The 22726-nt window shown below is 50.8% G+C and carries 19 protein-coding genes and 1 other RNA gene; 10 read left to right on the top strand and 10 right to left on the bottom strand.

Features of this window, described 5'->3' with window-relative positions; translation table 11 throughout:
* The first annotated feature begins 326 nt into the window (after positions 1-326).
* Positions 327-2354 (top strand): metallophosphoesterase, encoded by a 2028-nt coding sequence (locus AC1RJL_RS14310; RefSeq protein ID WP_492915169.1) that lies wholly within the window; start codon positions 327-329, stop codon positions 2352-2354.
* A gap of 66 nt (positions 2355-2420) precedes the next feature.
* Here AC1RJL_RS14310 and AC1RJL_RS14305 read toward each other — a convergent pair whose 3' ends face one another.
* The gene (locus AC1RJL_RS14305; RefSeq protein ID WP_492915167.1) at positions 2421-3581 is read right to left on the bottom strand and encodes a helix-turn-helix domain-containing protein; all 1161 of its coding nucleotides are present in this window, start codon (positions 3579-3581) and stop codon (positions 2421-2423) included.
* Between the two features lie 232 nt (positions 3582-3813).
* On the opposite strand from AC1RJL_RS14305, the gene AC1RJL_RS14300 reads away from it, so the two are divergent.
* On the top strand, positions 3814-4812 hold the full coding sequence (locus AC1RJL_RS14300; protein WP_492915165.1) for an alpha/beta hydrolase: 999 nt from the start codon (positions 3814-3816) through the stop codon (positions 4810-4812).
* 48 nt (positions 4813-4860) lie between these two features.
* The gene (locus AC1RJL_RS14295) at positions 4861-5517 is read left to right on the top strand and encodes a DedA family protein (protein WP_492915163.1); all 657 of its coding nucleotides are present in this window, start codon (positions 4861-4863) and stop codon (positions 5515-5517) included.
* A 70-nt stretch (positions 5518-5587) separates the two neighbouring features.
* Here the strand turns inward: AC1RJL_RS14295 and serA are convergent, their stop codons facing one another.
* Positions 5588-6817, bottom strand: a complete 1230-nt coding sequence (gene serA, locus AC1RJL_RS14290) for a phosphoglycerate dehydrogenase (RefSeq protein WP_492915161.1) — start codon at positions 6815-6817, stop codon at positions 5588-5590.
* A gap of 337 nt (positions 6818-7154) precedes the next feature.
* Between serA and AC1RJL_RS14285 the strand changes: the two genes are divergently transcribed.
* Complete coding sequence (locus tag AC1RJL_RS14285; RefSeq protein ID WP_492915159.1) at positions 7155-8378, top strand: MFS transporter; 1224 nt, start codon at positions 7155-7157, stop codon at positions 8376-8378.
* Between the two features lie 60 nt (positions 8379-8438).
* On the opposite strand, the gene AC1RJL_RS14280 is transcribed toward AC1RJL_RS14285, so the two are convergent.
* Together AC1RJL_RS14280 and tsaA are read right to left on the bottom strand one after the other, a co-directional pair.
* Positions 8439-9173, bottom strand: coding sequence for a DUF4197 domain-containing protein (locus tag AC1RJL_RS14280; protein WP_492915157.1), 735 nt, complete (start codon positions 9171-9173; stop codon positions 8439-8441).
* Positions 9174-9185: 12 nt separating this feature from the next.
* A complete protein-coding gene (gene tsaA, locus AC1RJL_RS14275; protein ID WP_492915155.1) occupies positions 9186-9935 on the bottom strand; it encodes a tRNA (N6-threonylcarbamoyladenosine(37)-N6)-methyltransferase TrmO in 750 nt (249 codons plus the stop codon).
* A gap of 182 nt (positions 9936-10117) precedes the next feature.
* Here tsaA and AC1RJL_RS14270 point away from each other — a divergent pair, with 182 nt between their 5' ends.
* Positions 10118-11368 carry a glycoside hydrolase family 26 protein gene (locus AC1RJL_RS14270; RefSeq protein ID WP_492915153.1) on the top strand — a complete coding sequence of 417 codons (1251 nt, stop codon included), beginning with the start codon at positions 10118-10120 and terminating at the stop codon, positions 11366-11368.
* A gap of 80 nt (positions 11369-11448) precedes the next feature.
* Here the strand turns inward: AC1RJL_RS14270 and AC1RJL_RS14265 are convergent, their stop codons facing one another.
* Complete coding sequence (locus AC1RJL_RS14265; RefSeq protein WP_492915151.1) at positions 11449-13068, bottom strand: methyl-accepting chemotaxis protein; 1620 nt, start codon at positions 13066-13068, stop codon at positions 11449-11451.
* A gap of 92 nt (positions 13069-13160) precedes the next feature.
* Positions 13161-13835: a ribose-5-phosphate isomerase RpiA gene (gene rpiA / locus AC1RJL_RS14260; RefSeq protein WP_492915716.1), complete on the bottom strand. Its 675-nt coding sequence runs from the start codon at positions 13833-13835 to the stop codon at positions 13161-13163.
* A gap of 220 nt (positions 13836-14055) precedes the next feature.
* Here rpiA and ilvA point away from each other — a divergent pair, with 220 nt between their 5' ends.
* The 3 genes from ilvA (at position 14056) to AC1RJL_RS14245 (ending at position 18844) form a co-directional block, all read left to right on the top strand.
* Positions 14056-15609, top strand: a complete 1554-nt coding sequence (gene ilvA / locus AC1RJL_RS14255) for a threonine ammonia-lyase, biosynthetic (RefSeq protein WP_492915714.1) — start codon at positions 14056-14058, stop codon at positions 15607-15609.
* A 252-nt stretch (positions 15610-15861) separates the two neighbouring features.
* Positions 15862-18444 carry a beta-N-acetylhexosaminidase gene (locus AC1RJL_RS14250; protein ID WP_492915149.1) on the top strand — a complete coding sequence of 861 codons (2583 nt, stop codon included), beginning with the start codon at positions 15862-15864 and terminating at the stop codon, positions 18442-18444.
* Between the two features lie 277 nt (positions 18445-18721).
* Positions 18722-18844, top strand: coding sequence for a hypothetical protein (locus AC1RJL_RS14245; RefSeq protein ID WP_492915147.1), 123 nt, complete (start codon positions 18722-18724; stop codon positions 18842-18844).
* Between the two features lie 86 nt (positions 18845-18930).
* Here AC1RJL_RS14245 and AC1RJL_RS14240 read toward each other — a convergent pair whose 3' ends face one another.
* From AC1RJL_RS14240 to AC1RJL_RS14225, 4 genes are all read right to left on the bottom strand, one after another.
* On the bottom strand, positions 18931-19575 hold the full coding sequence (locus tag AC1RJL_RS14240; protein WP_492915145.1) for a 5-formyltetrahydrofolate cyclo-ligase: 645 nt from the start codon (positions 19573-19575) through the stop codon (positions 18931-18933).
* Positions 19576-19610: 35 nt separating this feature from the next.
* Positions 19611-19787, bottom strand: a non-coding RNA gene (gene ssrS / locus AC1RJL_RS14235) — 6S RNA.
* Positions 19788-19996: 209 nt separating this feature from the next.
* On the bottom strand, positions 19997-20296 hold the full coding sequence (locus AC1RJL_RS14230; protein WP_492915143.1) for a cell division protein ZapA: 300 nt from the start codon (positions 20294-20296) through the stop codon (positions 19997-19999).
* An 11-nt stretch (positions 20297-20307) separates the two neighbouring features.
* Positions 20308-20514, bottom strand: a complete 207-nt coding sequence (locus AC1RJL_RS14225) for a TIGR02449 family protein (RefSeq protein WP_492915141.1) — start codon at positions 20512-20514, stop codon at positions 20308-20310.
* Positions 20515-20743: 229 nt separating this feature from the next.
* Here AC1RJL_RS14225 and AC1RJL_RS14220 point away from each other — a divergent pair, with 229 nt between their 5' ends.
* The gene (locus AC1RJL_RS14220) at positions 20744-21358 is read left to right on the top strand and encodes a UPF0149 family protein (RefSeq protein ID WP_492915139.1); all 615 of its coding nucleotides are present in this window, start codon (positions 20744-20746) and stop codon (positions 21356-21358) included.
* A gap of 18 nt (positions 21359-21376) precedes the next feature.
* Entirely contained in the window at positions 21377-22690 is a 1314-nt protein-coding gene (pepP, locus tag AC1RJL_RS14215; protein WP_492915137.1) for a Xaa-Pro aminopeptidase, read from the top strand.
* Positions 22691-22726 lie beyond the last annotated feature (36 nt).

Below are 22726 nucleotides of genomic sequence, written 5' to 3'. Positions count from 1 at the left end.
ATTCCTCTCATTTATTACAGTTAGAAAAACAACGGTCAACCATTTCTAGCTCTCATAAAAAAGAGAAAAATCCATCTTTATTTCCCGGTAAGGGAATTAGAAACGCCACGGCAAGGTAATAGGCACGTGTTTCATTTTTATTTCCGTTTACATTTCTTATATTAAAAAATGTTAATTTTATATATATTTATCGCCGTTAAATTGCATTCGAATCGGTTAAAAATGCTGTAATGCTTTGTGTCATAAAAATGTAGCCGCAGTGTCATAAACTGCGCTATCACAATTTTGTGATCCTGTAGATGTAAAACGACATACTTTATTATGCTATGAAAAATATTTACTCCCTGCTATTGATTGCTTTACTTATTTTTGTATTTGGCCTTAATAAAAAATCTACTCATCCTCAGGAACAATCATCAGGCATCAGCATCGCCTTTATGCCTGATATTCACTTTCACGATGTCTATGGACAGTTCAGTGATGGTACATTTGAAGGATTACCAACACACACAGCGGAGGGAGAACAGCAGGCAAGTATTCGTTCCATGCGTGCGCAATTGCATTCCACCCGATTATTTAACGAGAATTATTTTGTCTTGCTCGCTGCGCTGGATGATATTGTCAAGCGAGGTATAAAATATGTTGCGCTTCCCGGTGACTTTAGTGATGACGGGCAGCCGTTGCATATGCGTGGGTTAAAAACTATTCTGGATAAATACCATCATGAACACGGCATTGAGTTCTTTGTTGCACCGGGAAATCATGACCCAACCAAGCCAGTTTCACGTCCGGCAGGCAAAGCAGATTTCTTAGGGAAGGGCGGAAAAGAACAACCCGTTTTTAGTACGCAACATCCTGCTTGTCTCGAAAAAAATAGTGGTGCCGTACAACAATACCCGGTGATCTGTTCAGATGATATGCAAGAATTAGGTTACCAACCGATAATGGATTTTCTCGGAGAGCATGGTTTTTATCCTAAAGAAAGTTACCGCTATTTTGAAACACCCTATAGCGATTACACGCATTCGAATTATCAACATTCAACTGCATTGCAGCAGACGCAGTTTGACAAACGACAATATGAAATTTGCCATCAGGGTGCGGGCGGAAAATATAAACAACCAAATTATGGTGATTGTTATCAAGTAGCCGATACCAGTTATCTGGTTGAACCTACTCCTGGACTTTGGTTGTTAGCGATTGATGCCAATGTTTACCAACCTAAAAAAAACAGCAGCGGCAACCCGCTGGATGCAGAGAATTTTATCGGTTCCAGCAACGCGGGTTACAATAAGGTCATCAGCCATAAAACACATTTGCTCGAATGGATCGCTGATGTGGTCAAGCGCGCACAAGCGCAACACAAAGCCCTGATTGCATTTTCCCATTTTCCAATGCAGGATTTTTATGATGGAGCCTCTGCTGACATAGCACAGCTAATGGGTGAGGAAAGTTTTCAGCTCGGCCGCAACCCCGCAACCCATACCAGCAAAATGCTCGCCGATACCGGGCTAAAAATCCACGTCGCCGGACACATGCATATTAATGATACCGGCGTTTATCGCGGCGATAATGGCAAAGTGCTATTTAATATCCAGGCACCTTCGCTTGCCGCTTATGTTCCTGCATACAAAATATTAACAACCAAAACGGATCAGCAGATTGAAGTTGAAACAGTCGTATTGGATGAGGTGGCGCGTTTCGACGAACTCTTTCCACACTATCGCGCTGAATGGAATTATTTACATAGTATTCAGGCTCCGGATATTTGGAACAGGGATATTCTGCAAGCAAAAAATTATCATCACTTTACCGAATGGCATTTACGCGAACTCGCACGCTTGCGTTTTTTGCCGCAGGAGTGGCCTGCTGATATTCGCGAATTGCTGATGACTATGAATGGCGAACAGATGCTGGTGCTATCGCAATTGGATGCGGATATTGGCTTTGATGAGGTCAGTGCAATTCTCAATAATAAAAACCAGAACGAAGTAGTGCGCACGGCTTGGATAAAAGCGACCCAACAGGCTGAGTTAATGACGCGCGAACAAAAACTAACATTAAGCAGCTTTGCCTCCTGGACTGGGCAGGATTTAAGCGTAGATTTTTATCGTCTATGGAATGCCGATCAGTTGGCGTTAAAGGATATTGACCCGCAACGGTTTGTGCATTATCAACTCATTGCACAGCAATTTTCGTCGCCGGCCATTAATGATGAAACCAATAACACGCGCCAGCCTTATCATGAAAAGCTGGGTAAGCTGTTAACCATTTTGTTGCAGTTTTCCGGTGATGCACCGAGTGATCATTTTTTGCTGGAGTTGGATAAGGGGGAGATTCGCTCGCTGCCTTGATCTATTGCGGAGTTGTACATTGTTTTGATTGCATCGGTATTGCACCGATGCAATCGGGATAAATTATCAAGCCACTTTGGTTTCTTTATGCAAATGTTGCTTGCGGTATTCGGTGGGCGACATGCCAACCAAACGATTAAAGAATCGATGGAAGGCAGATTTACTATTAAAGCCTGCATGCAGTAATACATCCATCACTGTCATATCCGCATGTTGGGCATCGCCCAGCAATCGTTTCGCTTCTTCCACACGGTAGCTGTTCATAAATTCAAAAAAGTTGGTGCCGTAGTGTTTGTTGATCACTGCGGACACTTCTTTGACCGGCAGGTTAATGCGTTTGGAAAACTCATCGATGTTGAGGTTTTGTTTGAGGAATAATTTTTGTACCTCCATACCCAACTGCACTTTTTGGATGGCCGAGTCAGTCAGTTTTTCATCGCTTTTATCTTTGGCAACTTCCGGTTTAGTGGTGAGCAATTTGTGGGTGTGTACCACGCTGTTAATAAACAGTGCGTTGATCAGGATAAAGACGATGTAATTTTCGGTGATGCCAAACAAATCGGAAACTTGCGGCAAACCGAGCGCAACCGTGTTCGCCACTACATGGACCAGAATGGAAAAACTCCAGGTAAACAAAAAGCCGAGGCTTAACATATTTAACCAGGTTGGTTCAGTCGGCGAGAAGTTTGAGTATTGGTTGTGCAAACCTATGCGGTACAAGCGCACACGGTTGACTGCGGCCAAGGCATAAAAGAACGGCATGATTTTAATAAAGTGCCACACGCTATTGGCGAGTTGACGTTCGGTTTCAGTTTGCCCGATTGTTTTAAAGCGCAAACCAGAGCTGTCGATTTGAAATACCAACAACCATGCAACAGCGAGAACGATTGGGGCGAGATGCAACAAATGCCGTCGTGTGAATTGAAATGCATCTTCAGTGAGCGAAATAACATAAAACAACAGCATCGGCCCTTTTAATAGCTGGGCGACGACCAGAAAATACGGCAGCATTGTTTCATCAAACAAATTAAACAAAGTGACATCATCATTCCACAGCACCATGATGCACGCGGAACTAATCGCAATGGATAACAGGAACACGCTCAGCAGGCGATTGGCAAGTTGGTTTTTGACTGGGAGTATCGCTTGGAAAATCACCAGCAGGATACACTCGGCGACTGTCATAAACAGAATCACATCGTGTATGTTGAAAATGTGTTTTTGCATTGTGGTCAAACCCTGGTTGTCATTGTTATGTGTTTTTAGGTCTGGATTGGCCGAGTCAAGTCGATTAGCCTGTGTCGGCGGTCTGGATTATAGTGGATGCATTGCCTTGTGTCGCATCAATGTGAATTTGCAGCATTCTACCGGTCGTCTGGCATAGCTTCTGTGTGTTGATAGACGGACACGGCTGATCCGGTTACATTTCTCTCATTACCCTGTGGACTCTTTTGTTTTTATGCCCCCAGTTGCCTCCGACCAGCGCTTTAATCATAGCCATAGTGAAGCATTGTTTCAGCAAATGCCGAATTTACATTTTTCTATTGAGCGGGACAGTGCATGGGCATTGGGTGATACGGCGCAGACCTACCTCGATTTCTACGGGATCAATTTTGCCAAAACCCGACCGGGCGTCGCGCATGGTTTCGGCGCAGTGGAGACCAGCGGTTTCCACATCGCCACCCACTATTGGCTACCGGAAAAGCCCAAGGGTACGCTGGTTATCGTCCATGGCTATTACGACCATGTGGGACTTTACGGCAATGCGATTGAATTTGGCCTCGCCCAGGGCTTTGCGGTACTCGCCTTCGATTTGCCCGGTCACGGTTTGAGCACCGGCGAACGGGTAGCGATTAATTCATTTGATCAATACGCCGATGTGCTGGACGTTCTGTTAACCCACGCGCAGCAATTATTGCCATTGCCCTGGTTTGCTATGGGACAGAGCACCGGCGGTGCGGTATTGTTGAATCATTTATGGCGCTATGAAGTGAAGCGCGCCGCGCCGCGACTGGCGCGTATCGCACTCTGTGCGCCGCTGATCCTGCCAAAAGGTTGGGGGTCGGGGCGTTTTGTGTATGCGCTGGTGCACCGTTTTATCCAGCGCATGCCCCGTAAACACTCGCGCAATTCCCATAATCCCGACTTTCTCCGCTTTGTCGATGAGCAAGATTGTTTACAATCGCCCTGGCTTTCGGTGCGTTGGGTGGGGGCGATGAAGGTCTGGAACCGGGAATTCCGCGGTTTTACCCCACTCGATAGACCGGTATTGGTTTTGCAGGGAACTGAAGACCAAACTGTCGCATGGCGCTATAACCTCAAGCAGCTTGCGCGGAAATTGCCCCGTGCGCGGCTCTATTATATTGAGGGTGCCGGCCATCAACTGGTGAACGAGAGCGATGAGTATCGCCAGCAAGTATTCGCAAAATTGCAGGATTATTTTTGTAAACTGCCCTAGACCTTTTTCAATACTCTTTTCAAATTACTCTTAAACGAAGGAAATACCGTGGAACTTATACAATTGGCCATCAGTTTTATCTTGCATGTCGATCAGCATCTGACCGAGTTGTTTAACCAATATGGATTATGGATTTACGGCATTTTGTTCCTGATTATTTTTTGCGAGACCGGCTTGGTCGTCACCCCATTCCTGCCCGGCGATTCGCTGTTGTTTGCCACCGGTGCGCTGGTAGTGGGCACGACGTTGGATGTAAACCTGATGGCACTGGTGGTAATCAGCGCGGCGATTCTGGGTAATACGGTGAATTACACCATCGGGCACTTCTTCGGTGAACGGCTGTTCCGCAACCCCAAGTCCAAAATATTCCGCCGCGATTATCTTGACCGCGCCCACGCGTTTTATGAAAAACATGGCGGTAAAACCATCGTGATGACCCGTTTTGTCCCCATCTTCCGCACCTTTGCGCCATTCGCCGCGGGTATGAGCAGCATGGGCTACAAGCGTTTTATGATGTACAACATATTGGGCGCAGTACTCTGGGTTGGCATTTTCCTCTACGCCGGTTACTGGTTTGGCAACCTGCCAGTGGTGCGTAAAAACTTTACCTTGCTGATTTTGGGGATTCTGGTGTTGTCGGTATTGCCGATTGTGTTTGAAGCCTGGAAGGCACGCAAAGCCAGCAAAGCGAGTTCAGTTGTCTGAAGCAATTGCAGTGACTGAAACAAAAACGCCGCGTTGATGAACGCGGCGTTTTTTTGGAGTGGCAAATCGACTAGAACAGCACGCGGCAGCGAATCGTCCCTTCGATATTTTTCAATTGCTCAAGTGCAACTTCATCGTACGGCGAGTTGATGTCCACTACCACATAGCCAACCTTGTCGTTGGTTTGCAGGTATTGTGAGGCGATATTGATCTGGTTATCGGAGAAAATCCTGTTAATTTGCGACAGCACGCCCGGTACGTTTGCGTGTACGTGCAGCAAGCGATGCGCATCCGGGTGACCGGGCAGGGCGACTTCAGGGAAGTTAACCGAGCTGGTGGTGGTGCCGTTATCAGAATACTTGATCAGTTTTTCCGCCACTTCCAAACCGATATTGGCCTGGGCTTCCATGGTGGAACCGCCAATGTGCGGAGTGAGGATCACATTGTCCAAACCGCGCAATGGGCTGATGAATTCTTCGCCGTTGGCTTTGGGTTCCTCCGGGAATACGTCAATCGCTGCACCGGCTACGGCACCGGATTTAATCGCATCGGCCAGGGCATCAATATCCACTACTGTGCCGCGTGAGGCATTAATCAAAATTGCACCGGGTTTCAACAGGCTGATTTCGCGTGCGCCAATCATCATTTGGGTCGACTGGTTTTCTGGTACATGCAAGCTGACGATGTCAGAGGTTGCGAGTAAATCATCCAGCAAGCGCACTTGGCTGGCATTGCCCAGCGGCAGCTTGGTGATTACATCAAAAAACTGCACTTTCATGCCCAGGGATTCAGCGAGCACACTGGTTTGGCTGCCAATCGAACCGTAACCGATCAGGCCGAGGGTTTTGCCGCGGATCTCGTAGGAGCCTACTGCCGATTTATCCCAGCCACCGCGATGGCAAACGAAGTTTTTCTGCGGAATATTGCGCAGCAGCAAAATCGCTTCGGCGATTACCAGCTCGGCGACCGAACGGGTATTTGAGTAAGGTGCGTTAAATACAGCAACACCGTGTTCCTGCGCCGCTTTCAGATCCACTTGATTGGTGCCGATGCAGAAGCAGCCAGCGGCGATCAACTTGGGTGCATTTTCAAATACGCGGCGGGTCAGTTGGGTACGTGAACGCAGGCCGACAAAATGGGCATCCTGGATGCGCTCGATCAACTCATCTTCACCCAGCGCGGTTTTCAGGTAATCGATATTGGTGTAACCCTGCTCGTGCAAAGTATCGACCGCTGACTGGTGAACACCTTCCAGCAGTAAAAACTTGATCTTGCTTTTGTCTAACGAGGTCTTGCTCATGGGGACAACTCCTGAAGTGTGAAAACGGTGCAGCGGCGTCTCCGGGAGCAAAGGCATCAAACGGGAGACAGAGGGGGCCGACCTCTATCACTAAAAAAGACGGCGAGGGCTGAAAAAGTGGCGCGCATCATACCACAGGCGCGCGCGGGAAAAGCAGCCACTATAAGCGTGACAGCGATGTTATTTTACCTTGGCAGCTAAAGGCGTCGCTTTGTTGGCTGAGTGGTTTTACCCAGGCTTATAGTCATATTTTATATTACGCAGGGGGCGACAAGTCCTTATAATGGCGCTGCCGATTGTCTGTTTTGGATGATCACAGCTATTTGAGGTTTAAGGTTTGTCATCGTCTTCAGTTGTATCGAACGAAGCACCTTCTTCAGCATTTTATATCGCGCTCCTGGCCATAGGTTTGGGCAGTTTTGCGATCGGTGTTGGCGAATTCATCTCCATGGGGCTGTTGCCCGAAATATCCTCCTCCCTCTCCATCAGTATCCCCCAGGCCGGTCATGCCATTAGCGCCTACGCGCTGGGTGTGGTGATAGGCGCCCCCCTGCTGGCCATTCTCAGCACAGGCCGCTCGCGTACACGCATGTTGGTGGTGATGATGGGGCTTTACGCGGTCGCCAATACTGCCAGCGCCCTAGCGCCTAACTACGAGTCGCTGCTGGTCTTGCGCCTGCTGAGCGGGTTCCCCCACGGCACCTTTTTCGGTATTGCCTCGCTTGTCGCTGCATCGCTTGCACCCGTTCACATGCGTGCCCGCGCCGTGGCTTATGTGATGCTGGGGTTGTCGGTGGCGACCCTTGTCGGCGTGCCGATAGCTACCGGCCTCGGTCAATGGTTGGGTTGGCGCGCGGCATTTATTCTGGTGGGATTGATTGCACTGGCATCGGCCATTTGTGTCGCCAGGTTTGTCCCTAAAGAAGGGCCGCAAGAGGGCGTGCGTATCGCCCATGAGTTGTCGATGTTCACCAATCGCCAGGTGTGGATTACCCTGGGCATCGGCGCTATCGGTTTTGGCGGCCTGTTTTCGATCTTCTCCTACGTCAAACCGACCTTGATGAGCCTCGCCGGTTTAACCGAAATGGGGGTGCCGTTTGTATTGGCACTCTTTGGTGCGGGCATGGTGGTGGGCAATATCGTCGGCTCGCGTATGGCGGACCGCGATTTACTCGGGACGATTAAGCGCTGCCTGATCTGGTCGATGGTGGTCTGTGCCTTTTTTGCACTCACCGCTGCGCATCTGCTGCTCGCCTGTTTTGCCGTATTCTGTGTGGGTACCGTGGTGGTAATCGGCCCGGCAGTGCAAATCCGGTTGATGGATGTCGCGGGCAAAGCCCAAACCATGGCGGCGGCGATGAACCACTCGGCATTCAATTTTGCCAACGCGGCGGGTGCATTTTTGGGCGGTATCGCGATTGATGCCGGTTTTGGTTTTGCTTCGACTGGTTGGGTTGGCGTGCTGCTGTCAGCGGGCGGACTGGCAATGTTCTACTGGATGATCGCTGATGCCAGACGTGCAGCATCAACCGCGAAAAGCGCAGCGGAATTGTCGTCCTGATCAAACCGAACGCGCGGCTGGTTTGCCGCGCGCGCTTTACAAGCTTTTTTTGTCCACACTTTATTTCTGTCCAAAGACGGCTCCGATAATCTGGCTGCCCCGTCCGACGGGGTCTTTGCGGATCAACTGCTCTTCCACGGCGACCTGTCTAAACAATCCATTCAGTGCCTGATTCAAGACATGTTGCTCCAGATCCAGATCAGGTTTGTTGGCGACGGGCAGCATTTTGTAAGTGCTTAGCAACTGCTGGTACTGGTTGTAGAAGCCGATTTGTTGCAGGTTTTGCTGGATGATCGGCAAGTAGCGCTGGCGCAAACTGGCCTCGGTTTGGGCGCGGAAATAATCAGTAGCGGCGGTGTTGTTGCCGCGCACGATTCCCAGCGCATCGGTGACACTCATGTTGCGCACGGCAGCGACAAATATGGTTTTGGCTTCGACTGCCGCTTTTTCGGCACCCTGGTTCATCAATGCTTCGACTTTATCCAACTGGCCACCCAAGCCCAACTGCCGCAATTTGCCTGCGAGGGGTTGAACATCGGCTGGCAGGACAATGCGATACAGCGCGCTATTGGCGTAACCGCCGGTCGCCGACAAGCTGGTCGCCGCGCGATTGCTGCCCAGCTCCAACGCCTCTTTGATACCGCGTACCAGTTGCGCCTGATTATTGTAGCCACTAGCACTTGCTACATTGGCACCGGTTTCGGCGATCTGCGGCAGGGTCGCATTGCATGCCACCAAGCTCAGCGGCAGCGCAAGCAGGCAACTGGAAATAAGGAAGTTTTTAGTCGATTTCATCAGCAATGATCCTTAGGGTTGTTGGCTCGGAATAAGCCCGGTCAGTTGAATTCTATATTGTCCATTATCGTCGATGTAGCGCCAGCGCACGTCCAGATCCAGCAGTTTCATGCCGTAAATTCGCTCGGATTCGGGCTGCTGGTATTGCGGGCGCGGATCCTGTTGCAGGATCTGGGTAATCAATCCGGCGAGGTCGGTGCCGGTTTGTTTCCAGTAGTCTACGCAGGCTGCCATCAAGGGCGCGGGGATATCCACACCGAGCAATTCCGGCGGTGCGGCAGCGAATTGGTTTTCCGCGCCGAGCACACAATCGACGTAGGGCAGGTAAGGTTTGATATCCAATACCGGCGTGCCCTCTAATAGATCCACCCCGCTGATCTGCACCAGCAATTTTCCCTCGCGCTCGATGAGCCCCTCGAACTGCACCACAGACAAGCCAATCGGAGCGGGTCGGGTAGGCGAGCGAGTGGCAAATACGCCGAGGCTTTTGTTGCCACCCAAACGCGGCGGTTTCACCTTGGATTTCCACTCATTGCGTTTGTTGGCGTACTTATTTGCGTGGAACACAAACTGAACCCAAATGTGTGTGCAACCCTCCAGACCCTCGAACGCATTGCGGTCATCGTAGGGCGGCAGCAGTTCGATGTCGGCGCGTGCCAATGGCGCGAGGCCCGGTTGGCGGGGGATACCGAATTTCTCCTTGAAGCAGGAGTGCACTATGCCGATGGCGGGGAAATTGAAATCCATAAGTAGTTGCTGCACCAGGTGCTATCAGGAGAGGTGGGCGCAAGGCTAGGCAAAAGTCGGGCACAGCTCAACAGTTTTTTACCTTGGGTGATGCCACAATCAGGTGCTTCAACTGGTAGTATCCTTTACCTGAAACCGATTACATCTGGCTGTGCTTAACCATACTAATAATGATCTTTGATTCTCAGGAGTTCTTTATGCTGTTATCCCGTCTGATTTTCCGTCCGGTTGCGGCGCTGCTGGTGGTGAGTGGTTTATTGCTCGGTTGCGATAACCAGGCCCTCGCACCAATGGCCACACCGGGCAAAACAATCACTGTTGCCGATTCGGCTGCTAATCATCATGCACACAAGTCGATCGATAAATTTGCCTCGCCCGAAACCCTCGCGCTCTACAACAACCTCGCCGGTTTGCGTGGCAAGCACATGCTGTTTGGGCATCAGGACAGTCTGGCCTATGGTGTTAATTGGGAGGGGGATCCGGATCGCTCCGATGTGCGCGATGTGACCGGCTCCAACCCCGCACTCTACGGCTGGGAATTGGGCGGCTTGGAATTGGGACACGAGAAAAATCTTGACGGTGTTAACTTCAAGCAAATGCAGGAATGGATCAAAGCTGGTTACCGCCGCGGTGGTGTCATCACCATCAGTTGGCATATGTACAGCCCGGTGTCAGGCGGCAACTCCTGGGATAAAACCCCGACCGTACATGACACCATTCCCGGCGGCGCCAGGCACGACATCCTGAAAGCCTATCTTGATACTTTTGTCGCCTTCAACGAAGGTCTGGCCGTGACCGATGCCGCGGGCAACAAAAAATATATCCCGATCATTTTCCGCCCCTGGCATGAACACAACGGCGATTGGTTCTGGTGGGGAAAAGGTAATGCCAGCGAGCAGGATTACATCACACTCTGGCAGTTCACCGTTAAATACCTGCGCGATGAAAAAGGCCTGCACAACCTGATTTACGCCTACTCGCCCGACCGCAGCCGCATCGACCTGGGGAAATTTGAGAGCGACTATTTCTACGCTTACCCCGGCGATGAATATGTTGATGTGATTGGTCTTGATAACTACTGGGATATTGGCCACAACTCCAATACTGCCTCAGCCGATGAACAAAAATCCGGCTTTGTCGCCGCGCTCAAAGGTATTGTGAAAATCGCACAGGTACGCAACAAAATCGCCGCGCTGACCGAAACGGGTAACAACCGCCTGACCATTCCCAATTTCTGGACCGAGCGCATTCTTAATCCAATCCTCGCCGGCGAGGAAGCGCAGCAGATTACTTACATGATGGTCTGGCGCAACGCCAACAGCACACGCGAAAAATCCGAACAGTTTTTTGCCCCTTACACCGGCCAGACAACTGCAGAGGATTTCAAAACGTTTTTCTCGCATCCCTTTGTTTTGTTTGAGAGTGAATTGCCCAAACTTTACCAATAGTTGAATGGCCGGATCTGACCTGAAAAAGCCGTCTATGTAGACGGCTTTTTTATGGTTTTCAAGTAGTTATCAAGTCGTTGTCAAATCGCAAAATGCGCGATCCGGGTTTCCAGATCTTTGGTGGTGTCATCCAATCTGCGGGCAATCTGCTCTGACTTGCGTGCATCCTGATTCAAACTATCGATCAGGTTGACGACTTGAATGATGTTTTTGTTGATCTCTTCTGCCGTGTAACTCTGCTCTTCGGCAGCGGTGGCGATCTGCATATTCATGCCCAAAATAGCGGTGATCGATTGAGTAATCTGGTTAATCGATTGCCCCGCCTGACCGGCCATTTCCAATGTTGCACCAGTTTTTCCCTGGCTGGTTTTCATCGCATTCATAGCGTTGGCCGCGCCTTTTTGTACCGCTTCAATGATCTGTTGGATCTCGGCGGTGGAATCCTGGGTGCGTTTAGCAAGTGAACGAACTTCATCTGCAACCACCGCAAATCCGCGCCCTTGTTCGCCCGCTCGCGCTGCTTCAATCGCCGCATTGAGCGCGAGCAAATTGGTCTGCTCGGCTACGTTTTTGATTACATCAAGTACACCGCCGATGCGGTTGGTATCGGCCTCAAGTTGTGTCATGGCGGTACCGACATGGTTAACCTCGTTACTCAACTGATTAATTGCATCGAGGGTGTTGTCCATGATCTTTAACCCCTGATGCGCATTGCGATCAGCATGTTGTGCGGCATCGGCGGCGCCACCGGCATTGCTGGCGACTTCTTGCACAGTAGCGGTCATTTCAGTAATCGCGGCCGACACCTGATCGGTCGAGTGATGCGCTTGATCGGTATAGCGCGCAACGGCCGAGGCGCTTTGGCTGATCTGGCTCGATGCTTCGGCCAGCTTGCTCATGGAGTTGTGCACAGTGGTAACCACCTGCACAATACTTTGCTGCACTTGCTGGATATTCGCGCCCAGTTTGCCTAGCTCACCTTGATCGGAGAAGTGCAGTTTCTCGCGGAAGTTGCCGCTCGCCAGTAGGGCGAGATGATCATTGATCCTGGATAGCGGAGTGATCAGGCTTTTGCGCAGAATCACCAGCACCAGAAACACCACCAGCACGCCACCGAGCAGGATCAGCGCGCTTGCCCAGAAAGATACCGTCTCACTCGCGGCCATATCGGTTGCCGTTTCAGTTGCGACGCGCGCACTGATCAGCTGCGCAGACTCCTCCAGCAACTTGCTCGGTTCACGGTCGATGCCGGTCACTGCAACATCGCCTGCGGCCGGGTCGAAGCCGCTCGCTTTGAAATCTTCCAAACCGGTTTGATAGCGGCTAAAAGCCGTTTGGTGGGCGGCTAAAAACGCTTCGACTTTCGCGCGGCTATCGCCCTGCAGATCATCTTTCAAGTGCGCGCCTTGCTGTTGGATATCGCGGTGCAGGGTTTCAAATTGTCCCCAGTACTGCGCCAGTTTTTGTGAGTCTTTCCCGCGCAAGAGTACGTTCTTCCATTCCTGTACCTGGGTTTTGAACTGGTAGTTCATGTTGTTGATGCTGCGTTCTTGCGCGACCGACACGGCAATCAAACGGTTGTAATCGGCGATAGTGTTACTAAGCAGGGAGATGGCGATGCCACTGATCATCACAAACAGCACAATCCCGGCGCCTACTGCAACAAGCAAGCGCGCCTGGATGCTAGAAAAGGAAAACATAGAGATAATCTCGAAAAACCCGGAAGTGGGCTTTTCGAGTATAGGAAAGATGCGAATCAGTGCACGGTTAATTGGCTGTTTTTTACGCAAATCTAGCGGGGATAAAGTGTCTTAACACCATCATTGGTGCCGAGCAACAATACGTCTGCGCCTTTTGCGGCGAACAAACCATTGGTCACCACGCCGGTGATTTGGTTGATGCTGGTTTCCAAGCCGACCGGATCGATAATTTGCAAGTTGTATACATCGATGATCACATTGCCGTTGTCGGTGACAACACCGTCGCGATATACCGGAGTGCCGCCCATTTTGACCAGTTCGCGGGCGACATAGGAGCGCGCCATGGGAATGACTTCAACCGGCAGTGGAAATTTGCCCAGCACATCCACCCATTTGCTTTCGTCGGCGATACAGATGAATTCTTTCGATACGGCGCGCACGATTTTCTCGCGCGTCAATGCTGCGCCGCCCCCTTTGATCAAGTGCAAGTAAGCATTGCTCTCGTCGGCGCCGTCCACATACACGACTAATTCACTCACGGAATTGCAGTCGAGTACATCAATGCCGAGTTTTTTAAGGCGCGCGGCCGAGGCATCGGAGCTGGCAACAGCACCGGCAAACCGATGTTTGATCTCACCCAAAAAGTCGATAAAGAAATTGGCGGTCGAACCGGTACCGACGCCGATGATGGCATCGTTAAATAATTTGGGGGTGATGTAGCCAATCGCCGCCCGGGCAACCGCTTGTTTGAGTTCGTCTTGGGTCATAGTGAGTTGTCCGGTCATGGTGGGCGAGCCTCGCGCAGCATAACCGGTTTGCAGTTTGAGGCACGCCGTAAACCTTGCCTGGGGGCTCGGCTTCGACATCTATGTCTCAGACAGTCTCAAACAGCAAACCGGTCATGCCGGGCTATGTGCGTAGATCAGGTAAAAAAGTGCTCGCATTATACGGATTTTCGCCGTGCCAGCAGCGGCTAAATTGTTTACACTGCGGCGACTTTTTCATTCCCTCCACGCAAGAACTGACATGCCTGAATCTTACATAAAACGTATTCTCAACGCCCGCATCTATGATCTGGCCATCGAAACCCCGCTCGACAGTGCGCGTTTGTTATCGCAGCGCACGGGCAACAATGTGTTGCTCAAGCGCGAAGATTTGCAACCGGTGTTCTCTTTCAAGTTACGCGGCGCTTATAACAAGCTGCAGCAACTGACCGAAGAAGAGCGCACGCGCGGAGTGATTTGCGCATCGGCAGGCAATCACGCGCAGGGCATGGCGTTGGGCTCGCAGCATTTGGGAATCAAGGCCACTATCGTAATGCCGCGCACCACGCCGGCAATTAAAGTTGATGCGGTACGCGCACGTGGAGCCAAAGTGGTTTTGCATGGCGATAGCTATGACGAAGCTTCATCTCACGCAAAAAAATTGATGGAAGAAAAAGGGCTTACCTATATCCATCCGTTTGATGACCCGGATGTGATCGCCGGGCAGGGCACAGTGGCGATGGAAATCCTGCGCCAGTATCCCGGCAAAATCGATGCAATATTTGTCCCGGTTGGCGGCGGTGGTTTGGCTGCCGGTATTGCTGCCTACGTAAAATATTTGCGTCCGGAAATCAAAATAATCGCGGTTGAATCGGAAGAATCTGCCTGTTTCCAGGCGGCGTTTGAAAAGAAAAAACGCGTAATTTTGCCGCAAGTCGGCATCTTTGCCGATGGCATAGCCGTAGCACAAATTGGTGAGGAAACCTTCCGTATATTGCGCAAGACGGTTGATGAGTGCGTGACCGTGAGCACCGATGAAATCTGTGCTGGCATCAAGGATATTTTTGAGGATACCCGTTCAATCGCCGAACCAGCCGGTGCAACCAGCGTTGCCGGCCTGAAAAAATATGCAGCGGAAAAAGGCATCACCGGCCAAACCCTGATTGCTATCGACAGCGGTGCCAATATCAATTTTGATCGCCTGCACTACATCAGTGAGCGCACCGAAATCGGCGAACAGCGCGAAGCCATTTTGGCGGTGACCATTCCCGAGCGTCCGGGGGCATATAAAGAATTCTGCAAGGCGCTGGGCAAACGTAATATCACTGAGTTTAATTATCGCTACGCGGATGCGACCGCGGCGAAGATTTTTGTCGGCGTGCAAGTAGCGGCCGGAGGTAACGACCGCACTGATTTGGTGAACGAATTAAAAACCCAGAGTTACGATTTGGTCGATATGACTGAAAACGAGCTGGCGAAATTGCACATCCGCCATCTTGTCGGCGGCCATGCACCGCAATTGGCCGATGAAGTCCTCTATCGCTTTGAGTTCCCCGAGCGCCCCGGCGCCTTGATGACCTTCTTAACCAAGCTGGCCGGCCGCTGGAATATTTCGCTGTTCCATTACCGCAACCACGGTTCGGCATCAGCGCGGGTATTGGTCGGCATGCAAGTGCCGAAAAAAGACTACGCCGAACTGAAGGCATTCCTGAACGAACTGAATTATCCCTACTGGGATGAAACCAAAAACGAGGCGGCCCAGTTCTTTTTGGGCTGATTTTCGGTGGCGGTTTGATGATTACAGGGCGCCTTGGGCGCCCTTTTTTTGCAGCTCCACACAGCAATTTATCCAACCCTGTCTATTCTTGCTTCTAACTACCTCCATCATTGATGGAGTCTTCAAGGGTTAATTTATGTTCAGAAACTGGCACATCGGGATTTTTGGTGTAATCTGGACAACGTTGTCAGAGAAATATTGCGCCACATAATCAAACGAGTCCTATCCATCAAGAAGGCGGGAGCATTAATAATGAAATTTGCAGGTCGACATTTATTCGCGCGCTTTAGCGCATTGACACTGGCGGTGAGCCTTGCTCACAGCGCCCTGGCAGCGGGCCTGTCACAGCAACAACTTGGCGAGTTTGCTGATAAAGCCCAATTGCGTTTTGCCGTGGTCAATAATTTTGCCCCCAAGCCCGAGTTGCAATTAACCCTGAAAAACGACTCCAGTATTGCGTTGCCGGCAGGCAAGAGCGATTGGCGGATTTACTTCCATTCGGTGCGCAAGCTGGAATCCGCACCGGAAGGCTTGACCCTGCGCCATGTGCAGGGCGATTTGCATGAGCTGGCGCCGACCGCCGGTTTCAAAGGTCTCGCCGCAGGAGCGAGCCTCCAGGTTCCCTACACCGCCAGCGCCAGTATGGTGAGTTACACCGATTTTATGCCGCGCGCATTTATCACCCAGGCAGGGCTGAATCCCGTGGTGTTTGCCAATACCGATACTGAAAATGTGAAGGATTTTGTCGAGCCTTTCACCAAGCCGGAGCAGCTATTGCGCTCCGGCGGTTCGAATCCGGACCTCTACGCGATTGCCACTGCCGCAAGCCGCTATCAGGATAACCTTGCGGTAAATCAGGCATCGACCAAGCTGGATGCCAGCCCGAAAATCATCCCGACTCCGCTTGAAGTGACCTATCGCAAAGGTAAGGTAACACTCGATAGCAGCTGGCAGATCCGTCACGCCGGTAGCTTAACAAGCGAAGCAAAATATTTTGCCGATCAATTGAAAGCGGCCGGTATCACTGTGAGTGCAGCAGCTGACCATCAGGCGGCAACTGGCAAAGTAATTGAAGTGAAAGTAGATGCTTCCATCGCCAAAACCGAAGCCTATAACCTCACCATTGCGGCCGATAAAATCACCATCGCCGGCAGCGACAACGCCGGTGCTTTCTACGGTATCCAAAGTGTGCTGAGCTTGTTGCCTGCGCAAGCGGCCAGCAGCCACACGCTACCGCAGCTCACCGCCAGTGATGCACCGCGTTACAGCTGGCGCGGCATGCATTACGACATGGGCCGTAACTTTCACGGCAAAGATGTAACACTGCGTCTGATTGAGCAGATGGCGCGTTACAAGCTCAACAAATTGCACCTGCATTTGACTGAAGATGAAGGCTGGCGGTTGGAAATCCCGGGCTTACCGGAGTTGACTGATGTCGGTGCCCATCGCTGTTTTGATCTCACCGAGCAAAGCTGTTTGCTGACCCAATTGGGTACTGGCCCGCATAAATCCGGTTCCGGCAATGGCTACTACTCGACGGCTGATTTTATTGAGATCCTGAAATTCGCCGGCGCCCGCCATATCGATGTAATCCCTGAAATTGATATGCCTGGTCACGCTCGCGCTGCAGTTAAATCGATGGAAGCGCGCTATCAAAAATTGCTGAAAGCCGGCCAAAAAGCCGAAGCCGAGCAGTATTTGTTATCTGATCCACAGGACAAATCCCAATACATCACCGTGCAAAGTTACACCGATAACTCGATCAACGTATGCTTGCCATCTACCTATGCGTTTGTCGATAAAGTGGTGTACGAACTGCAACAAATGTATCGCAAAGCCGGTACAAAGCTCGTGACCTTCCATATGGGTGGCGATGAAACCGGCGCGGGTTCCTGGACTGCATCGCCTGCATGTAATGCACTCTTCGCCAAAGGTGAGCAAGGTGTTGCTGGCCCGGCGGATTTGAAACCTTACTTTGTAAGCAAGGTGGCGGCACTTACTGCGATGCGTGGTTTGGATTTGGCAGGGTGGGAAGACGGCTTGATGTACGACGCTACCAATACGTTTAACCGCAGCCAATTTGCCAACAAACATGTACTCGCCAATGCCTGGGATAACATCTGGGAATGGGGTGTTGCCGACCGTGCTTATCGTTTGGCAAACGCCGGTTATGAGCCGATTTTATCACTCGCAACCCATTTGTATTTCGATCACCCATATGAAGCTAACCCGGAAGAGCGGGGTTACTACTGGGCAACCCGCTACAGTGACACCGCAAAAGTATTTGGTTTTATGCCGGATAATCTCTACGCGAATGCTGATAAAACCCGCATGGGCGCACCGATTGACAATCTGGAAGCGCTGGTGGGTCGTGCACTGCCGAAGCTGGAAAAGCCGGAAAACCTGCGCGGTATGCAAGGTCAGGTATGGACTGAAACTATCCGTACCGGTGCGCAAATGGAACAGATGATTTATCCACGTTTGGTTCCATTGGCAGAGCGCGCCTGGCACAAAGCCGCATGGGAAGGCGATAAGCCGGACGCGGGCGCTCGCAATACCGAATGGGCGGCATTTGCGCAGCAGTTGAGTGCGAAAGAGTTGCCGAAGCTCGCAGCACTGGGCGGTGATTTCTATCTGCCGCCACCCGGTGCGGTTATCCGGAACGGCAAGCTGCTGGCGAATGCTGCATTGCCCGGACTGGCAATTGAATTCAGTGTCGATAACGGCGCGAATTGGAATGTCTATACTGGTGAACAAGCCGTTAGCACATCAAACGTGTTATTACGTACTCGTTTAGGTAAATCTGCCAGCCGTATAACAGCAACGGGTAACTGATCCCGGGCTGCGCAAGGATGCGCAGCTACCGATTTCCCCCGCGTTAACAACGAAAAATTCCTGCTGTTTTTCTCCATCACTTAAAAAAGCCAAAAAATCCTGCACAAAACTGCTCTTTTGTGCGACTGCGAACAGATTTTTGTAAAATTTATAATAACGCGTGTTTCATATTTACAAATCATTGCCTATTATTTATTCACACCACAGCTTGATGCTATTTGTGGTTGACGTTAATGATGTTGTTTTTTCAAAAATAATATTGCGCAAGGTTACAACCATGAAAGTTGATGTCCTCTCCGTCGTGTTTTTTTTGTTTTGCCTGGGAGTGTTGGTAACCCTGTTGGATGTAGGTGCTTTAGTATCATTTGCAGAGGCCGCAGTAGAGACGACCGCTGAATAAAGTAACAGGAGCGTAAACGGAATTTTCGACAATGACTCCCGCTTCGGCGGGAGTTGTTTTTTTGTGCGGCAGGATTTTGCTTCGCCTCAACCGTTGGTCAAGATAATTTCCCGGTCAGTGGCGATGGCAAAAAGCGGAATATCCCAACTGGCAGTCGTTAATGATTCCACTTCCTGGCAGGTGTGCGCCAAGCCAATCAGCACTGGTTTTCCCGGTTTTTTCTTTTGTTTAAAGGCGAACGTAGTATCGTAAAAACCACCGCCCATTCCCAAACGAGCACCGTTGCGATCAAATCCCACCAAGGGCATCAACACAACATCAATGAGTTGCGCTGGCAATTTGTGATAGTTGCGAAAGTCCGGCTCGGGAATTCCAAAGCGATTTTTGGTCAGCACTGCATCAGGTTTGTATTCGATAAACCACAATTCCCGGCTTTTGCCAGGTCGCAATACGGGTAGATAGCAGTGTTTTTCCATCTTCCATAATTGTTGGGCAATGGGAGCCGGATCTATTTCGCCGTCATTGGCGATATACAGGGCAACATTGCGCGAACGCATAAATTGCGGCACCTGCATCAATTGGCGCAGCAATAAACGTGAAGCCTGGGTTTGCTGGGTCGGGTTAAGTGCACGGCGACGCGCGCGCAGCTCATGGCGCAAACTGGTTTTTGTCCGGGCGAGATTATCGGCGGGTGGATTATTGCCAAACGGAGAATCAAGCGAATCGGCCATAAATAGCCTTAACAAAGAAAGCGGGAAGAGAAATAAGAGACCCCGAAATGCCGCTACCAAGCTGGCCTTGAACCCATAGGTTCAAGGAGGTAGCACCTGTGGTTTTTAAGGCTTTCCGTCAGGCGGACATGCACACCAAACACAACGAGACACCACCAATTTTGTGGAAATCGGCTCAAGGACTTGTCGGTTTGCAAACATTCCAGGGCGTAGCGTCAGTATAACCCGAGGTTACCAGGCTTTCGCAAATGAAATTATGATTGGGTTATATAACCGTTTAGTAATTAATAGTCTTAAACGGGGCTGGTAAAAAGGGTGGAATTGCGCTCGTGATTATTGATTGGGCAGTTTATCCGTTATGCAAACCATAAAAGTGACAGCGCCCGCAGGAAGCGGGCGCAATTTGTAGTGAGGCTGTTGGTTAGCCCAGGTTGGACAAGCTGCGATCCAGCTTTTCGTTCAGGCGCAATAAATCAGCTTGGCTTGCTGCTCCACCGGTATTTGCGCCGGCATTTTTAGCCTGCAGTAATTCGTGGCTCAGGTTGAGTGCCGCCATCACCGCAATACGCTCCAGCCCAATCACGGCGCCGGTGCCGCGAATAGCTTTCATACGCTCATCAAGCAATTGGGCGGATTCAACCAGTGCCTGGCGCTCTTCGCGCGGGCAGGCTACTTGATATTCTTTATCGAGGATTTTTACAAAAACAGTTTCGTTGCTCATTGATGCCTCGATTACTCAGCGTCCAGGTTACGTAGGTGGGTGATCATGGCTTCCACGCGGCTGCGGGCCAAATCATTCTTCTCGATCAAGCGCACACGCTCGCGTTGCCACTCGCTTTCGCGGGTTTTGAGTTCGGCGTTTTCTTGCTGCAAGCGGTTGCATAGCAGGATTAACTTATCCAGCTTGGTTTCAAGGGCGAGTAACAGATCGTCGGACATGATAATAGAGAACCAGTAAATAGCGCGAGTCGCCCACTATATTGCGCACTCGGCGGGTGGTCAATCACGCACTCCAAGTTAATGTGAATTCGAGAAGTCGGTTGTTATCAAATGATAAACAAACAGGTTTTACTTGAGCTGCATCAACCTTCTAAAACGCTATATAAAAGTTTGCAGAGCCGCAAAGGCCAATCGTGATAGCATTCGCCCATTGCGATGAGAGACAACTATGAACGATACAAATTCCCCTGAACAACTGCTCAACCCCCTGAATTTCGACGATCTTGCCAACCTGTTGGCACCCCTCGGTACCCTTAATAGTCCCTCTGAACTGCACGGTTTGCTGTGCGGCAAATTAGCCGGTGGCGCGCAGCTCACAGAAATTAGCTGGCTGTTAGAGGCGGTTGAATTCCTCGATTTTATCGCCGCGCCGGACGAGCAAGTACGTGTTGCCCTGAGCCGCCTCTATCACACGACCTGCGATCAGTTGCGCGGCCAGTTTAGTTTGAAACTCATGTTGCCTGACGATGACAATACGCTCAATGAACGTGTGCGCGCCCTGAGCGAATGGTGCCACGGTTTCCTCACTGGTTTCGGCAGCGTCGATCACCAGGGCAAGCGCGTGATCAATGAAGAGTTTGAAGAAATGCTGCAGGATTTGGCGAACATTGTGCAGATCCAGGCCGATGAAGAAGACGATGAGCCAAGCGCGGAATCGGATTACATGGAAGTCACCGAATATGTGCGTGTCGTCGTCAACTCGTTGTATTTTGAATTTTCAGCCGAACATGCCGAGGGATTAAACCCTGCCAGCATAGCGCCAGCGTCTAATCAATTGCATTAATTGTTTGCGAGTGCCCTTATGAGAATTTCCAAAACTGAATTTGCCCGCCGCCGCAAAACGTTGATGGCGCATATGGAGCCAAACTCCATCGCCATAGTGCCCGCCGCACCTGAGCGCAACCGCAGCCGCGATACCGAATACCACTATCGCCAAAACAGCGACTTTTTATATTTATCCGGTTTTGAAGAACCGCAAGCGGTGCTGGTGTTAATTCCCGGCCGTGAGCACGGTGAATATGTATTGTTCGTGCGCGAGCGCAATCGCGAGCGGGAAATTTGGGATGGTTATCGTGCAGGGCCCGAAGGCGCTTGCAGCGAATTTGAAGCGGACGATGCATTTCCCATTGATGATATCGACGATATTTTACCGGGCTTGTTGGAAGGCAAGCAGCGCGTCTATTACGCCATGGGCAAAGACAGCGAATTTGATAAGCACGTGATGGATTGGGTCAATACCATCCGCGCCAAAGTGCGCTCCGGTGCAACGCCACCGGGTGAGTTTCTCGATTTAAGCCACTTCCTGAACGATATGCGTTTATTTAAAAGCGCGGCAGAATTGCGTGTGATGAAAGAAGCCGGCGAAATTTCTGCACGCGCTCATGTTCGTGCAATGAAGGCGAGTAAAGCGGGCGTGATGGAGTATCAACTCGAAGCCGAAATCCTGCACGAATTCCAAATGAGCGGCGCGCGTTTTCCCGCGTATAACACCATTGTCGGCGGCGGAAAAAACGGCTGCATTTTGCATTACATTGAAAATTCCGCCCCGCTAAAAAATGGTGACCTGGTATTGATCGATGCCGGATGCGAATTGGATTATTACGCGGCTGATATTACCCGCACCTTTCCTGTCAACGGAAAATTTTCTCCCGAGCAAAAGGCGCTTTACGAAATTTGTCTGCAAGCCCAGCTTGATGCAATCGCCGAGTGTAAGCCGGGCAAGCATTGGAATGATCCCCACGAAGCAACTGTGCGGGTAATCACCGAAGGCTTGGTAGAAATTGGTTTGCTGGAAGGCGAGGTGAGCGAATTAATTAAAAGCGAAGCCTACAAAGAATTTTATATGCATCGCGCCGGACACTGGTTAGGTATGGATGTACATGATGTCGGCGATTACAAAGTCGGCGGTGAATGGCGTGTGCTCGAACCGGGAATGGTGATGACAGTGGAGCCGGGTATCTATGTCGCACCTGATAACGAGCGCGTCGCCAAAAAATGGCGCGGCATCGGCATTCGTATTGAGGATGATGTAGTGATCACCAAAGATGGCAATGAAGTGCTCACCAGAGATGTACCCAAAACTGTTGCTGAAATTGAAGCCTTGATGGCAGTGTAAATACTTTCTCGTTCCCAAGCTCTGCTTGGGAACAGT

The organism is Cellvibrio sp. GW822-FHT04B05 (assembly GCF_058800985.1).
The sequence above is the reverse complement of the archived record's forward strand: the minus strand, read 5'-3'. Positions and strand labels throughout refer to the sequence as shown.